The sequence below is a fragment of the Streptomyces pimonensis genome (assembly GCF_041380215.1).
In the GTDB taxonomy this organism is placed as follows: domain Bacteria; phylum Actinomycetota; class Actinomycetes; order Streptomycetales; family Streptomycetaceae; genus Streptomyces; species Streptomyces pimonensis.
In genome coordinates, this window is sequence record NZ_JAHWZY010000008.1 from 140,529 (window position 1) to 154,743 (window position 14,215).

Here is a 14,215-nt window from a genome sequence, read left to right on the forward strand (position 1 = left end):
GCGGCTACGGGACTTCGTCGCCGCCGCCGAGGTCCGTCACGCGTTCCAGCATGATCGGCTCCCAGGCGCGGCGCAGTCCGATGCGCGAGGGGCGCGGCGACGGGGCGGTGGCAGGGCCGGCGAGCGCCTCGGCGAGCCGGACGAGGGCATCGCAGCGGGCCAGCCACAGCCCGCGCAGGCAGGGGCGGGCGCCGTAGCCGGCGAGGGTGGCGGCGCGCACGGCGGCCGGGGCGCCGACGGCGAGGGCGAGGCCCGCGATGTCCTCGGCGGGGTCGCCGACCACCGCCGCGTCCCAGCCCAGGACGCCTCGTACCCGGCCGTCCGCGCTCACCACGAGGTGCCCGCCGGTGAGGGCGTGGTGGACGAGGACGGCCGTACCGGGCTGGACGGCGAGCTGGACCGCGGCGGACGGGGTGAACCGGTTCAGCCGGCCCGGGTCGAACTCGTCGGCCGCGGCCAGCCGTCCGGCGGCCTCCGCGGCGGCCCGGCGCAGGGCCTCCAGGGAGCGCGGGGAGACGCGCGGCACGCCGAGCGTCTCCGCCTGCCGCACCGGCACCTCCCGCAGTCCCGAGAGCAGCCCGGCCAGATCGGCCTCGCCGACGGCGGACACGCGGTGCTCCTCCCCCGTGCCGCCGGCCAGCCGGGTGTCCAGGCTGCAGAGCAGACCGGGCGCCCACTCGCCGTGCGCCACGGCGGACGGCAGCGCGACCGGGACGTGCGGGCGGACGAGGTCACGCAGCCGCAGCTCGCGGCGGCGGCGCACGCTCGCCTCACGGTCCGGGGCGAGGCGCAGCACATGGCGGGTGCCGACCCACCAAATGGCGGGCTCGGCACCCGCGGCGACGGGCCGGACGTCGGGTCCGGCGGCGGATTCCGCGCCGCCGGGCCCGACGCCGTCCCTCAGCAGGGAACGGGCCAGCCGGCGGACGGTGTCCGTGGTGGGTGTCGGTGTCCGGGTCATGGTCGCGCCATTGCCGTTCGGGGAGGCGGGGAGAGGACGGAAGGGGCCGTTCAGTCCACTGTCACCATCTCCCGCTCGGTGTTGTTCAGCCGCCGTCCGCCGTCCTCGGTCACGGTCACGATGTCCTCGATGCGCACGCCGAACCGGCCGGGCAGGTAGACGCCGGGTTCGACGGAGAAGCACATGCCGGGGACGAGGGGCTGCTCCTCTCCCTCGATCATGTAGGGCGGCTCGTGCGTGGTGACGCCGATGCCGTGCCCGGTGCGGTGGATGAAGTACTCCCCGTACCCGGCGTCGGCGATGACCGCGCGGGCGGCCCGGTCGACGTCCTGGCAGGCGGCTCCGGGCCGTACCGCGCGAAAGCCCGCCTCCTGCGCCTCGCGCACCAGGTCGTGCACCCGGCGCTCCTCGTCGGTGGGTTCGCCGACGTGGACGGTGCGGGAGGTGTCCGAGCCGTAGCCGTCCTTGAGGCCGCCGAAGTCGAGGACGACCATGTCGCCGCGTTCGATGACGCGGTCGCCGATCTCGTGGTGGGGGTTGGCGCCGTTGGGGCCGGAGGCGACGATCGTGAAGTCGACCTGGGAGTGTCCGAACCGGCGCAGCAGGGCGGCCAGATCGGCGGCGACGTCGGTCTCGCGGCGGCCGGCGAAGGCGACCTGCCTGATCTCCTCGAAGGCCGCGTCCGCCGCGGCCCCGGCGGCGGCCAGGAGCTCCAGCTCCGCCGCGTCCTTGACGGCGCGCAGCATCGGCAGGACCTCGGTGAGGGAGGCGTACGAGGTGCCGGGCAGCGCCTTCTGCAGGCCGAGCAGGTGCATGGCCCAGGCGTTGTCGCTGATGCCGAACCGTCCGTCCGCGTCCAGCAGGGCGGCGGTGGCGGCGTAGGGGTCCTTGCCGTCGGTCCAGTCGTACAGGGTGAGGGCACCGGCCCCGAGGGCGCGCTCGGCGTCCGGGGCCTCCAGGGCGGGGACGACGAGCACGGGGTCCCGGCCGGCCGTCAGCACCAGCAGGGTGAGCCGCTCGGTGACGGCGGTGGGGGTGTAGCCGGTGAGCCACACCAGGTCGGGGCCGGGTGCCACGAGCAGTCCGGCGAGGCCTGCGTCGGCGGCCTGTCGCGCCGCACGCTCCCTACGGGCCTCGTAGTCGTCGGCGGTGAAGGACGCGGGCGCGGCGCCGGTCATTTCGGGGGCCTCCCAGGGCGACAGCGGTTACGGGCAGCATCCTGCCCGGCGGGCAGGGTCGGCGCGAGCCGGTTCGCGGTGTTCGCTCCGCCGCCCTCCCCGGCCGACGGCAGGACATCACCCTTCCCTGACGGTCTCCCGGACCCGCTCGCCTTCCACCACCCGCCGGTGCCGCTGCACCATCCCCTGTCCGATTCCTGCCCGCTGCGCGCCGGAGCGGCCGACCGCCCTGCCGGCGCGCCGCCCCGAGGTCGCCGGGCTGATCACCGGCCACGCCCACGCCTCGGCCGCCACCACGTTCGCGGGCCGCCCGGTCCTGGTGGGACCGGGCGTGAACCGGACGCCGCGGCTGCCCCGGGAGGGCGAGCAGACCGCGGACCGGAACGCCCCGGTCGGGTCCGTCTTCCACGTACTGGACGGCGGGGGCCGGCTCACCGGCCACTTCCGCGTGGTCATGTGACGATGCCGGGGACCGCCGTCAGTTGCTGGTGGCCACCGCCACGACGGCGTACGGTCAGTGTCACCTCGTCGCCCGGGCGGGCCCGGGCGACGGCGCGCGCCAGGCCGGCGGCCGAGTCGACACGGGTGGCGCCGAAGGCGAGGAGGACGTCGCCGCGTGCGAGACCGGCCGAGGCCCCGGGGCCGGGCACGTGCACGCCGACGACCAGCGCCCCGGGTCCTTCGTCGTCGGCCACCTCCACCCCGAGCCGGGCGACCGGCTCGGACGGGGCGGACCGCGGCGACGCGGCCGGGACGGCGGACTCCACCCCCGCCTGCCGCTTCAGCCCGGTGAGCCCGCCCGCGCCGGCGATCGTGGCCCCCACCGCCCCCAGCCCGGCCCCGGAGAGCACCAGGACCGCTCCGGTCAGCGCCCCGAGCACCGCGGTTACCACCCGGCGCCCGCGCCGCCGCCCGGGGCGCCGGCCGGGCGGGCCGGAGCCCGGCCCGTCCCCGGATCCGCCGCCCCCGTCCCCGGGCATCGGTCTGGGGCGTAACGCGGTCTGTTCCATGGTTCGCCTCCGGCGGCAGTACAGGCGGTGCTGGTGGTGCAGGCGGTGCTGGTGGTGGTGCTCGTGGTGCTTGTGTACGGGCGGTGCTGGTGGTGCCGGGCGTCAGACGAGGACCGGCGGCGCCGGCACGCGGTTCGGGAGGAAGCCGTGGACCCGGCCGGACAGGTACTCGTCCTTGTACCGGTCGACGTTCCGGTGCCAGTTGAGGATGCCCGCCATCCAGTTCCGCAGATCCGTCACATACCCCCCCATGATCGCCCGCGCCTCGTCCGACAGGTCGAAATCGTCGTAGACGACGGGCAGTTCGTGCTCCACGACATGCTCGAACTGGCGCATCCGCTGGTTCATCAGGTCCTGTACCACGGGCAGCGCGGTCGGATAGTCGACGCCGAAGAAGTTCTGCACCACGAGGACCGCGTTGTGCATCTCGCCCTCGAACTCGATCTCCTTCTGGTACGAGAAGATGTCGTTGAGCAGGCACGCGTAGTCGATCGCCGCGTTCTCCAGGGAGCGGACGGGACCACTGCGGTAGACCTCCGGCGGCACCGCCGGTCCGTGCCCGGCGCGGCAGAGTCCCAGGGTGAGGTCGGAGCCGAAGGTGGCGCGGCGCATCTCCAGGTAGTCCACGGGGTCCGGGACGCGGTTCTGGATCTGGTTGGACAGCTCCCACACCCAGGCCTCGGTCATCGTGTCGACGGCCGACTTCAGGGGACGGCGCTCATCGGGCGTCATACCGGCCGTCGTACGCCTCCACAGGTCGATCAGCGCCCTCTCCATGGCGTTGACGGGCGGCGGCGGGATCTCCTCGGGACCCAGGGGCATGCAGGCCGACAGGCGGGCCGTGGTCAGCCGCGCGGCGGCCAGGTCGCGGCGGTGGCCGTAGACGAGCGGGTAGTAGTCGTCGCCGTAGGTGCCGAAGGCCAGCCAGTCGGAGGCGAGGTCGAGCTGCTCCTGGGTGGCGTCCGGGTCGAGGCCCGCTGCGCACAGCGGGAGGTCGCAGCTGGCGAGCTTGTCCTCGTCCCAGACGCCCTCGCCGAGGAAGCCGATCTCGCGCGACCACTCCAGCAGGTGCCGCCGCGCGCCGTCGAGGGCGGGGCTGAGCCGCAGCGGGAACGGCATGCGGATGTCGGGGACGATCGACGGGCCGACCTTCCGGAACGGCACGTGCGTGTGGGCGCGCAGCCGCTCGGCCGCCGCGCCCGCGAGCAGGGCGCCGACGTCGGCGGCGGACGTCCCGGGGCCGGACAGGGACTGCCAGGGGGCACCGGACCGTGCGCCCTCGTTCATGTAACGGCTGGAGCGCAGATGCCATTCGTGGCCGCCGGACTGCCAGTCCTGCAGGCCCTTCGCGTACGCCGCGACGGCCGCGGTCTCGGCCGGGGTGAGCCCGTTCTCCAGCGCCACGGCGGGGACTTCGGTGAACGCGGTGTGCTCGAACTGGTGGAGCCGCGAGGTGAGGACGTCGTTGACGATGTCGGCGGCCTCCTGGGTGGTGCAGCCGAAGAAGGTCTCCAGGACGAGCACGCCGTTGCTGAGCTCGCCCTCGTCCTCGACCTCCCGCTGGTAGGAGAACAGGTCGTTGCGCAGGTGCACGGCGTCGGAGAAGGTCTCCGTCAGCACCCTGAGCGGCCTGGTCCCGGCGACGGCGGGGGGCACTTCGGCGGTGGCGTACTCCACGAGCCCGGCGGACCAGGGTGCGCCGCCCACCTTGCGGCGCATCTCGATGTATTCGACGGGGTTGGCGACCCGCCCCTCGTTGATGTTGGACAGCTCCCACAGGGACTCGTTGAGGAGGTGCTCGGTGGCGAGGGCGAACCGGCGGCGCCAGCCGGCGGACATCGCCGGCACCGTGCGCGCCCACAGGTCGGCGAGGCCCGCCTCGACCGGGTTCTCCGGCGCGGGGACCCCGGCCGCCGGGTCGAGCGGCATGAACAGCGGCAGCCGGTCCAGGTGGGCCTTGCCGGCGGCGCGGTCCTGGGTGCGTTTGAACTTCTCCAGGAAGTGGTCGTCGAAGAAGAAGACCCACACGTACCAGTCGGTGATGAGCGAGAGGGCGGGCCCGTCGCAGTCGGGATGGGTGTAGGCGCAGAGCAGACCGTAGTCGTGCGCGTCGAGGTCGGCCTGCTCCCAGACCCCGCTGCCCTCCAGCATGCCCATCTCGCGCGCCCATCCGGTCGAGTGGGCGCGGGCCTCGTCGACGTGCGGGTTGAGCCGCGCGGGATGCGGCAGGTAGAAGTGCGGGAGTTCGAACGGCTGCGTCATGGCCGGGAGCTACCCGCGGCCCGGTGGCGGCATCCACCGGCCCGAGCATGATCACACCATCGCGTGAACCGTGCCCCGTACGGGAGTTGCGGATCCTAGGTCCGGACCTGGATCAGCGCGTGGGTGCCGCCGGTGCGCCAGCGCTGCTCCTCCGCCGCGACCAGTACCGCCTCGGTGTCGGCGGTCAGTCCGGTGACCACGTCGGACTTCAGGGTGCGCAGGGCGGCGACCGGACCCGGGAAGTACGTGGTGACCTCCGCGAAGGACGTGGTCGGGGGCCAGTACCGGTCGCCCACGAGGCGGCGGTAGTTGAGGTCGCCCTTGACGACGGTGAGCGCGGCGGCGGCGAAGTCCGCGCGGAGGCCGTCCGGCATGTCCGCGTACGGCAGCGGCGCGCAGGAGAACGGATGGGCGCGGAGGGCGAGCCGGCCGTCGGTGAGCGCGGCCCACAGGCAGCGGCCGTACTCGGCCGCCGCGCCCTGGGCGCCGGTGAGCCGGCGCACCGCGTCGACGACGTCGGCGGTGGTGGCGTCGGACACGTAGTACGGGTACGGCTTGACGTGCAGCACCGCCCGGGCGATCCGGCCGTGCGTCAACAGGTGGGCGATGAGCAGCAGGTCCGGGACGAGTTCGCGGCCCGCGTTGTCGGCGACCAGGCACAGGGTGCCGGCGCCGGTGCCGGAGGCGCCGAGCAGCGGCCACAGCCGTTCGCTGTCGTCGGCCACCAGGGCGGGGACGGCGGCCGTCTCCTCGGCGCCCTCGGCGGACAACCGGAAGCCGAGGTCGGCACGGTTGCCCCACAGGGAGCCGTGCAGCAGGGCACGGGCCCGTTCGTCCTCCGACTGCCGGGCGAGGTCGTCGAGCGCGGCCAGTTCCTCGTCCGTGGCGGGCGAGTCGAGTTCGGCGAGCTTGGAGGGGCGGAACGGGTCCACGCCCTGCCAGGGGCCGGGGGCGAAGTAGCCCACCGCCTCCAGCAGTCGGCGGTAGAACCAGCTCTCGGACCACAGCCACGGCACCTCGTACCAGGAGCGGCCGGCGTGGGCGTCCATCCCCCAGGACTCCCAGTGCCGCCGGTCGTGCGCGTCGGCGGGGAGGGGCTCGATCGTGCCCCCCGTGCAGTCGGCGAGCAGGACGTCGAGCGCGCGGTGCTGCTCGGGTCCGTACGGGAAGGTCTCGCGCACCTGCCGGATGATCGCCGGGTGCCGCTCGGCCAGCACTCCGTGGGGGAAGGTGCCGGGCTCGTCGCCGCGGATGACGGGTGCGGTGGGGTGGTCGGACATGCGGCTCACCGTAACGCGCGCCGGCCGTCGCGCGCCGCGGGTCACACCGGCGCGATCTCCCGCTCCAGCCGCGCGGCCAGGCTGAGGTAGCGGGCGCGTCGGGTGACGGGGACCAGGCCCCGGATGAGGATCTGCCACATCTCGGCCGTACGGCGGGGCTGCCGGGCGACGGATTCACGGGAGCGGCCGACGACGCGGGTGCCGACGAAGAAGCAGACCAGGGAGTGCGCCACGACGTCGATGTCGATGTCCGGGTGGACGTCGGACTCCTTGACGGCGCCCAGGAGCCGGGCCGTGACGATGTCCAGCCACTCGGTGAAGGGATGGCTCAGCGGGGGGCGCGGCCGGGCGCCGCCGGTGGCGAGCCGCAGTCCGGCCCGCAGGACGGGGTCCTCGGCCGACATCCTGGCTATGCAGAAGGTGAGGCGCATCAGCGCCTCCAGGGAGGTGTGCCCCCGGAGTTCGGTGTCCCTGGCCAGCCGGCGGCTGGTGGCGGACTGGAGTTCCAGGATGGCGTGGGCGAGGTCCTCCTTCGCGGCGAAGTGGAAGTAGAGGGCCCCCTTGGTGACCTGGGCGTGCTCGACGATGTCGCTGAGACTGGTCGATTCATAGCCCTGTCGGTCGAACAACTCGGCGGCGGCCGTGATGATCGTCGCACGGGTCTGCTCGGCGCGTACCTGCCTCGCCATCGCCTGAACTCCTGAGCCGGAAAGGAACGGGTCATGCTGTTTGTTTTCACGCCCGGTACACGGTATCTCACACTGTGGCGATACTCATCACGTGGGCACCCCACCGAAGTTGAGCATATCGGGCAGAACGAACGCGCGCTCCAAAAGAAAACGGCACGTCCGGTATCTAAGTGTGTCAGGTGCGGGGGCAAAAGAGAACGGCGGGCCGACCGGCGCCCCCTCCGCACCGGTCGGCCCACCCTCTCCGGGGTGGATCGGAGGGTCGGCCGCCGGTCGTCGAGCCGGCCGGTGTGGTGGGACGCCGTGTCCCGAACCCGCGGTTTCCGGGTGCCGTTCGCGGTCTCGGCGGACGCGTTCACCGTGCAGGTGGTCCGCACGTCGTCCGCGGAGCCCGAGAAGCCGCGGACTTCGGGCGGTGGACCGAACCCGTCCGGCGCCATCAGGTCGACGACCGGGGCACCGCGCCAGGGGCGGGCGATGCCCACGCCCGCCCGGAGGGTGGACGGCGCGTTGCCGCTGTGGCCCCCGGCGGTGATCGGCGACCCGACCGCGGAGCCGTTGTGCGGGATGGACAGGAGGTTGGTGCTGGAGTGCGCGGAGCCCGTCGGCGTACCACCCCTGACGGCCCGGACGGCCCTGGCGGCGGCCGCCGGGCCCGCGCCGCAGCCGCCGGAGCAGGTTCCGGGCAGCGCGCGGGCGCCGGGCCTGGTCGCCGCCCCGATCCGGGCCGGGGCGGTTCCGTACCGCCCCTTCGGTTCGACGGCGGGAAACGGCCGTACCGTGTTCACGGTTCATCACAATGCGGCAGCATCGCCTCACTTCACGTGGCTGTTCACTTGACGTCCACTGGTCCCACAGGGTTGGCTCCGGCCCAGCGAGAGTCACCCGTTCGGCGCACGCCCCCCCGTGGTTCCGTCGGCGCTCTCCCCCTGCTCTTGCTCGGCCGCACAGCGAGGTCCGCACCCCTCATGAACACTCGTCCCCCGTCCCGCCGCCTCCCGCGACGCCGTCCGGCGGCGCTGGCAGTTGCCGCCGGTCTGCTGGCGGCCGGCTGCTCCGCCTTCGGCTCGGCCGACGACTCCTCGGGCTCCGGCGGCGCGAGCGGCTCCGGAGCCGGACGGGTCAAGGTCACGATGGTGACCCACGGCGACGAGGGCGACGCCTTCTGGGACCGGGTGAAGAGGGGGGCCGAGGCGGCGGCCGCCAAGGACGACATCGAGCTGACGTACGTGAGCGACCCGGACCCGGCGGGGCAGGCCGAGCTGGTCCGCGAGGCGGTCCGCGAGGGTGTCGACGGCATCGCGCTCACGCTGGCCAAGCCGGCGGCCATGAAGGGCCCGGTCAACGAGGCGCGGGCCGCGAACATCCCCGTGGTGGGGCTCAACTCCGGTATCGACGCCTGGAAGCCGGCGGGGCTGCTGGAGTTCTTCGGCCAGGACGAGAGCCTGGCGGGCCGGGCCGTCGGCGACAAGCTGGACGAGCTGAAGGCCGAGCACGCCCTGTGCGTCGTCCACGAGCGGGGCAACGTCGCTCTGGAGGCCCGCTGCGCCGGCGTGAGGAAGGCGTTCGGCGGGACGACCGAGAACCTCTACGTGGACGGCACCGACATGCGCGCCGTCTCCGGCATCATCGCCGCCCGGCTGCGGCAGGACCAGACCATCGACGAGGTGGTCACCAACGGGGCGGACTTCGCGCTCACCGCGGTCGAGGCCGTCGCGGAGGCGGACAGCGAGGCCGGCGTCGTCACCTTCGACCTCAACGAGGACCTGGTGGACGCCGTGCGCGGCGGCAACGTCCAGTTCGCCGTCGACCAGCAGCCCTACCTCCAGGGCTACCTCGCCGTCGACGCGCTGTGGCTGTACCGGACCAACGGCAACATCAGCGGCGGCGGGGTCGCGCCCGTGCTCACCGGGCCCGCGTTCGTCACGAAGGCCAACGCGGACTCGGTCGCCGGGTTCGCCGCCGACGGAACCCGCTGACGGGCCCGCCCGTGCGTACTCCTCCCACCACCCGACCGCTCTAGGACCACGATGTCTCCACGGACAGGTGCCCGGCGCCGTCTCGGCTCCATACGTCTCTCGCTGTTCCTCCTCGCCCTGGTGCCCGGCGTCACCCTCGCCGGCATATGGGGCCTGACGACGATCCAGATGTTCTCCGAGGGGCTGCAGTTGCGTTCCCAGACGGAACTGAGCCGGTCGACCGGCGCGATGGGCACGCACGCCACGCTGGCGTTGCAGCAGGAGCGCCGGCTGACCGCCGCATGGCTGGCCGAGCCGGACACCCCCCGGACCGCCCTGGAGGCCCAGCGCAGGAAGACCGACGACGCGGTGGCGGAACTGACCGGTCAGGCGGATGCGATCGCCGAGGCGCCGGCGCGCATCTCGGACCGCATGTACGGGGTGCTCGGCTCGGTGGGCAGCCTGGAGTACTACCGGGACCAGGTGGACGCGCCCAGCGACATCACCGCCGAGCAGGCACTCGACCAGTACACCTCGATCATCGACGACCAGATCCACGCCTTCCGGGAACTCTCCCAGGTCGACGACGGAGACCTGACCTCGCAGGCCGGCCCCCTGGTCTCACTGGAGCACGCGGCGGAACTGGTCTCCGAGGAGGACGCACGGCTCACCCTCGCCTGGCCCTCCGGGCGTCTGGACGCGGAGGGCTGGGGCGAGTTCGCGGAGCTGGTGCACACCCGCCGCTGGCTGGTCAACGACCAGGTCATGCCCTCCCTGCACGGCGAGGCCAAGACCCGGACCGAGCAGATCCTGCAGAGCTCCGAGTGGCGTGCCCTGGAGGCGGTCGAGGACCAGGTGCTGGCGACCGCGCCCACCGGCGAGAACCGCACCGTCGAACTGCCGGACCTGCGGGAGCGGTGGAACGAGGCCATGGACCGGGTCTCCCCGCAGTACGCCGCCATGATCCGGCAGCAGACCGACGCGCTGCTCACCCGCAGCGCCGACGAGGCCCGCAGCCTGCTGCTGACGGCCGCCTCCCTGAGCGCCGCCGGACTGCTCGCGCTGCTGCTGTGCGTCGGCCTGTCCTGGCGCATCACCCGCTCGCTGTCCCGTCGGCTGCGCGGCCTGCGGGTGGCCACCCTCGGCCTGGCCGAGGAGCGGCTGCCCGATGTGGTGGCCCGGCTGGAGCGGGGCGAGAAGGTCGACGCGGAGTCGGCGACGACCCCGCTGGATTACGGACACGACGAACTGGGCCAGGTCGCACAGGCGTTCAACACCGCGCAGCGCACGGCCGTGCACACCGCGATCGAACTCGCCGAGACCCGGCGCGGTTTCCAGAAGGTCATTCTCGGCATCGCGCGGCAGAGCCAGAACCTGGTCAACCTCCAGCTCAGCAAGCTCGACGCGCTGGAGCGTCGGCACACCGACCCCGAGGTCCTCAAGGGACTGTACGAACTGGACTCCACGGCGAGCCAGTTGCGCCGGTACGAAGAGAACCTGGTCATCGTCAGCGGTGAGCGCCCCGGCCGCACGTGGAGCGAGCCGGTCGCGCTGATCGACATCGTGCGCAGCGCCGTCGGGGAGGTCGCCGAGTACCAGCGGGTGGAGGTGTTCACCGAGGAGGAGGTGTCGCTCGCCCCGCCCGCGGTGGCCGACGTCATCCACCTGCTGGCCGAGCTGATCGACAACGCGACGGTGTACTCGCCGGCGCCGAGTCCCGTCACGGTGCGGGCGGCGATGGTGGCCAAGGGCCTCGCCGTCGAGGTCGAGGACCGGGGCCTGGGCATGTCGGACGGCGACTACGCCTCCCTGAACGCCCAGTTGGCCAAGGCGCCGCAGTTCGACGTGGTGGCGCTCGCCGACGACCTCCGGCTCGGCATGTTCGTGATCTCCCAACTCGCGCACCGGCACGGCATCTCCGTGACCCTGCGCTCCTCGCCGTACGGCGGGACGACGGCGATCGTGCTGGTCCCGCACGAGATCGTGGTGCGGGACGCGCCGTCCGGCGGTCCGCGGGAGACGCGCACCGGGGGCGCGCAGGACCGGGCGGACGACGGGCACGAGGGGACCGTGACCACCGATGCGAAGCAGACCGCGGCGGCCCGGTCGGCGACCGCCGTCCGGGCCGCCCCCGCACCGGCCGCACCGGTGCCCGCACCCCGCCGGGACGGGCTCACCCCGCTCCCCCGCCGGGTGCCGCAGACCAGCCTGGCCGCCGAACTCCGCGAGGAGTCCGTCCCGGACGCCGAGGACGACTCCGGCGGCTTCACCGCGGAACACGCCGCCTCCTCCCTCGCCGGCTTCCAGCGCGGCACGTCCCAGGCGCGGGACGACGACACCGACGAGGCCGGACCGCAGGACGACACGGGCGGGGCGGACGAGGCGGCGCACGTGCCCGCCGCTCCCGCCGAGTCCCCGAATCCGCCCGCCGACCGCTGACCGCCGACCGCCGACCGTTTACGAAGGAACACCGCCATGACACGCCCCACCCCCGCCACCCACACCCAGCTGGACCAGCTGCTGACCGGACTCGTCGAGCGGGTCGCCGACGTGAACCAGGCCGTGGTGCTCTCCGAGGACGGACTGGTGGTGAGCAAGTCCACCGGCTTCCTGCGGGACGACGCGGAACGCCTGGCGGCGACCGCGTCCGGTCTGATGAGCCTCAGCAAGGGCGTCAGCATGGACTTCCGCGGCGGCCCGGTGCGCCAGGCTCTCATCGAGATGGCGCACAGCTACCTGATCCTCACCTCGGCCGGTCCCGGCGCCCATCTGGTGGTGCTGACCGGTCCGGGCGCGGACGTCGGCGTGGTGGCGTACCAGATGAACATGCTGGTGAAGAAGATAGGCGAGCACCTCAGCGCGGCCCCGCGGGACATCGCGGGGCCGGCCGTCGACCCCGGCGCGTGAGGTGGGCGGAAGCGACTCGACGGGCCGGCTCGTACGACCGTTCACCCTGACCGGTGGCCGGACCCGGCCCAGCCGTGCCGACTTCACGCTCATCACGACGGTGACGGCGGCGGATCCGCAGCCCGAGGGGGCGGCCCGGCCGCAGCCCGAGCACCTCCGGATCCTGCGGCTGTGCGCCGAGCCGATGGCGGTCGCCGAGCTCGCCGCACGTCTCGACCTGCCCATGAGCGTGGTCGTCATCATGCTGTGCGACCTGCTGGAGGCGGGACGGATCACCGTCCGCCCGCCGCGTCCCGTCGACCGCACCACCGTGGACCTGGATCTGCTGCAGAAAGTGAGGGAGGGCCTTGGCCGGCTCTGACACCACCGCGCGGGCGTCCGCCGGGCGTCCGGCACCCGACACGGTCAAGATCCTGATCGCCGGTGGCTTCGGCGTGGGCAAGACGACCATGGTCGGCTCGGTCAGCGAGATCACCCCGCTGCGCACCGAGGAGCCGCTGACCATGGCGGGTCTGGACGTCGACGACCTGAACGGCGTCGAGGAGAAACACGCCACCACGGTCGCCCTGGACTTCGGCCGGATCAGCGTCTCGGACGACCTCGTGCTGTACCTCTTCGGCACGCCGGGGCAGCAGCGGTTCTGGTTCATGTGGAACGACCTGGCCGTCGGTGCCCTGGGCGCGGTGGTCCTGGTGGACGTGCGCAGGCCCAAGACCAGTTTCGCCGCGATCGACTTCTTCGAGCGCCGGGGCATCCCGTTCGTGATCGCCGTCAACGGCTTCCACGGGGAGCACCCGTACCCGGTCGAGGACATCCGGGAGGCGCTGGCGCTGCCGGACGGCGTGCCCGTGCTGCTGTGCGACGCGCGGGAGCGGGAGTCGTGCCGGGACGTGCTGATCGCGCTGATCGACCGGCTGATCGCGCAGGCGGCCCCGGCGCGGTGAACGGCCTCCGGGGCGCGGCCCGCCGGCCGCGCCCCGGGCGGGCTCAGTCCAGGCCGGCCGACTTCAGCCAGGCCTTCGCCACGTCCAGCGGGTCCTTCTTCTCCAGCTGCACCTGGGCGTCCAGGTCGAGGAGGGTCTCGGTGTCCAGTTTCGCGGAGACCGCGTTCAGCGCCTCCACGCCTTCCCGGGGCAGCCCCTCCTTGGACACCAGCGGGGTGACGTTGGCGAAGCCGAAGAGGTTCTCCGGGTCCTTCAGGACGACGAACTTCTCCTTGACGATGGCGGGGTCGGTGGTGAAGACGTCCGCGGCCTGGACCTCGTTCCTGCTGAGCGCCGCCCGGGTGAGCGGGCCGCCCGCGTCGAGCGCCTTGAACGACTTGAACTTCAGGCCGTAGACGGTCTCCAGGCCCTTCAGTCCCTGCTGCCGGGTCTGGAACTCGGGCGAGCCGCCGATCACCAGCTCCGGAGCGGCGTCCTTGAGGTCGGCGAGGGTCGATGCGTCGGTGAGACCGTACTTCCTCGCCGTCTCGGCGTTGACGCCGACCGAGTCCTTGTCCTCGGCGGGCGAGGACTCCAGCAGGGTCAGCGACGTGTCCAGCTTTGCCTTGACGGCCTCGTTCACGGCCCGAGCGGACTCCTGCCCGGCCTCGGGGTCGAGGTAGGCGAGGAGGGAGCCGTTGTACTCCGGCAGGACGGTGAGGGAGCCGTTCCTCATCAGGCCGTACGTCGTCTCACGGCTGCCGATGTTGTGCTTGTAGTCGACCTTGAGGCCGGCGGCGCGGAGGGCCTCGCCGTAGATGTCGGCGAGCAGGGTGCTCTCGGCGAAGTTGTTGGAGCCGACGACGACGGTGCCGGTTTCGGCCTTCCCTCCGTCGAGGGGGTTGTCCGAGGTGTCGCCGGAGGAGGAACAGCCCGCGAGCAGCACCGCCACGGCGGTGAACGCGGCGGCCGCCGCGCCGGTGTGCCTCGTCCTGGACCTGCTGCTCTGCGCGGTGGAAGTCATTCGCCGATCCAATCCAGCCGCTC

Annotated in this window: 13 protein-coding genes; 6 read left to right on the plus strand and 7 right to left on the minus strand. The window is 73.1% G+C overall.

Annotated features, from left to right (window positions below; all coding sequences use genetic code 11):
* Nucleotides 1–4: 4 nt before the first annotated feature.
* Together KYY02_RS10900 and KYY02_RS10905 are read right to left on the minus strand one after the other, a co-directional pair.
* Nucleotides 5–961 carry an aminoglycoside phosphotransferase family protein gene (locus KYY02_RS10900; RefSeq protein WP_371237590.1) on the minus strand — a complete coding sequence of 319 codons (957 nt, stop codon included), beginning with the start codon at nt 959–961 and terminating at the stop codon, nt 5–7.
* 50 nt (nt 962–1,011) lie between these two features.
* Nucleotides 1,012–2,139 (minus strand): aminopeptidase P family protein, encoded by a 1,128-nt coding sequence (locus KYY02_RS10905; RefSeq protein WP_371237591.1) that lies wholly within the window; start codon nt 2,137–2,139, stop codon nt 1,012–1,014.
* A 331-nt stretch (nt 2,140–2,470) separates the two neighbouring features.
* Between KYY02_RS10905 and KYY02_RS34055 the strand changes: the two genes are divergently transcribed.
* Nucleotides 2,471–2,599 carry a hypothetical protein gene (locus KYY02_RS34055; RefSeq protein ID WP_503167863.1) on the plus strand — a complete coding sequence of 43 codons (129 nt, stop codon included), beginning with the start codon at nt 2,471–2,473 and terminating at the stop codon, nt 2,597–2,599.
* Here KYY02_RS34055 and KYY02_RS10915 read toward each other — a convergent pair.
* From KYY02_RS10915 to KYY02_RS10930, 4 genes are all read right to left on the minus strand, one after another.
* Nucleotides 2,592–3,020, minus strand: coding sequence for a PDZ domain-containing protein (locus tag KYY02_RS10915; protein WP_371237594.1), 429 nt, complete (start codon nt 3,018–3,020; stop codon nt 2,592–2,594). The genes KYY02_RS34055 and KYY02_RS10915 overlap by 8 nt on opposite strands.
* A gap of 231 nt (nt 3,021–3,251) precedes the next feature.
* Complete coding sequence (cyc2, locus tag KYY02_RS10920) at nt 3,252–5,411, minus strand: germacradienol/geosmin synthase Cyc2 (RefSeq protein ID WP_371237596.1); 2,160 nt, start codon at nt 5,409–5,411, stop codon at nt 3,252–3,254.
* A 95-nt stretch (nt 5,412–5,506) separates the two neighbouring features.
* Nucleotides 5,507–6,691 carry a damage-control phosphatase ARMT1 family protein gene (locus KYY02_RS10925; protein ID WP_371237597.1) on the minus strand — a complete coding sequence of 395 codons (1,185 nt, stop codon included), beginning with the start codon at nt 6,689–6,691 and terminating at the stop codon, nt 5,507–5,509.
* Between the two features lie 41 nt (nt 6,692–6,732).
* Nucleotides 6,733–7,380 (minus strand): ScbR family autoregulator-binding transcription factor, encoded by a 648-nt coding sequence (locus tag KYY02_RS10930; RefSeq protein ID WP_371237599.1) that lies wholly within the window; start codon nt 7,378–7,380, stop codon nt 6,733–6,735.
* A 968-nt stretch (nt 7,381–8,348) separates the two neighbouring features.
* Here KYY02_RS10930 and KYY02_RS10935 point away from each other — a divergent pair.
* The 5 genes from KYY02_RS10935 to KYY02_RS10955 are packed head-to-tail and all read left to right on the plus strand — an operon-like array spanning nt 8,349 to nt 13,189.
* Nucleotides 8,349–9,359 carry a substrate-binding domain-containing protein gene (locus KYY02_RS10935; RefSeq protein ID WP_371237600.1) on the plus strand — a complete coding sequence of 337 codons (1,011 nt, stop codon included), beginning with the start codon at nt 8,349–8,351 and terminating at the stop codon, nt 9,357–9,359.
* Between the two features lie 51 nt (nt 9,360–9,410).
* A complete protein-coding gene (locus KYY02_RS10940; RefSeq protein WP_371237602.1) occupies nt 9,411–11,777 on the plus strand; it encodes a sensor histidine kinase in 2,367 nt (788 codons plus the stop codon).
* A 36-nt stretch (nt 11,778–11,813) separates the two neighbouring features.
* A complete protein-coding gene (locus KYY02_RS10945; RefSeq protein ID WP_371237603.1) occupies nt 11,814–12,245 on the plus strand; it encodes a roadblock/LC7 domain-containing protein in 432 nt (143 codons plus the stop codon).
* Between the two features lies 1 nt (nt 12,246).
* The gene (locus KYY02_RS10950) at nt 12,247–12,606 is read left to right on the plus strand and encodes a DUF742 domain-containing protein (protein ID WP_371237605.1); all 360 of its coding nucleotides are present in this window, start codon (nt 12,247–12,249) and stop codon (nt 12,604–12,606) included.
* The gene (locus KYY02_RS10955; RefSeq protein ID WP_371237607.1) at nt 12,593–13,189 is read left to right on the plus strand and encodes a GTP-binding protein; all 597 of its coding nucleotides are present in this window, start codon (nt 12,593–12,595) and stop codon (nt 13,187–13,189) included. Before KYY02_RS10950 ends, KYY02_RS10955 begins: the two co-directional genes overlap by 14 nt.
* 43 nt (nt 13,190–13,232) lie before the next feature.
* On the opposite strand, the gene KYY02_RS10960 is transcribed toward KYY02_RS10955, so the two are convergent.
* A complete protein-coding gene (locus KYY02_RS10960) occupies nt 13,233–14,192 on the minus strand; it encodes an ABC transporter substrate-binding protein (RefSeq protein WP_371237609.1) in 960 nt (319 codons plus the stop codon).
* Nucleotides 14,193–14,215 lie beyond the last annotated feature (23 nt).

Excerpts from the sequence above, each read along its gene's own strand:
- KYY02_RS10945 (WP_371237603.1), top strand. The coding sequence starts at position 11,814 with ATGACACGCCCCACCCCCGCCACCCACACCCAGCTGGACCAGCTGCTG.
- cyc2 (WP_371237596.1), bottom strand. The coding sequence starts at position 5,411 with ATGACGCAGCCGTTCGAACTCCCGCACTTCTACCTGCCGCATCCCGCG.
- KYY02_RS10900 (WP_371237590.1), bottom strand. The coding sequence starts at position 961 with ATGACCCGGACACCGACACCCACCACGGACACCGTCCGCCGGCTGGCC.
- KYY02_RS10925 (WP_371237597.1), bottom strand. The coding sequence starts at position 6,691 with ATGTCCGACCACCCCACCGCACCCGTCATCCGCGGCGACGAGCCCGGC.
- KYY02_RS10960 (WP_371237609.1), bottom strand. The coding sequence starts at position 14,192 with ATGACTTCCACCGCGCAGAGCAGCAGGTCCAGGACGAGGCACACCGGC.
- KYY02_RS10935 (WP_371237600.1), top strand. The coding sequence starts at position 8,349 with ATGAACACTCGTCCCCCGTCCCGCCGCCTCCCGCGACGCCGTCCGGCG.
- KYY02_RS10905 (WP_371237591.1), bottom strand. The coding sequence starts at position 2,139 with ATGACCGGCGCCGCGCCCGCGTCCTTCACCGCCGACGACTACGAGGCC.
- KYY02_RS10940 (WP_371237602.1), top strand. The coding sequence starts at position 9,411 with ATGTCTCCACGGACAGGTGCCCGGCGCCGTCTCGGCTCCATACGTCTC.
- KYY02_RS10930 (WP_371237599.1), bottom strand. The coding sequence starts at position 7,380 with ATGGCGAGGCAGGTACGCGCCGAGCAGACCCGTGCGACGATCATCACG.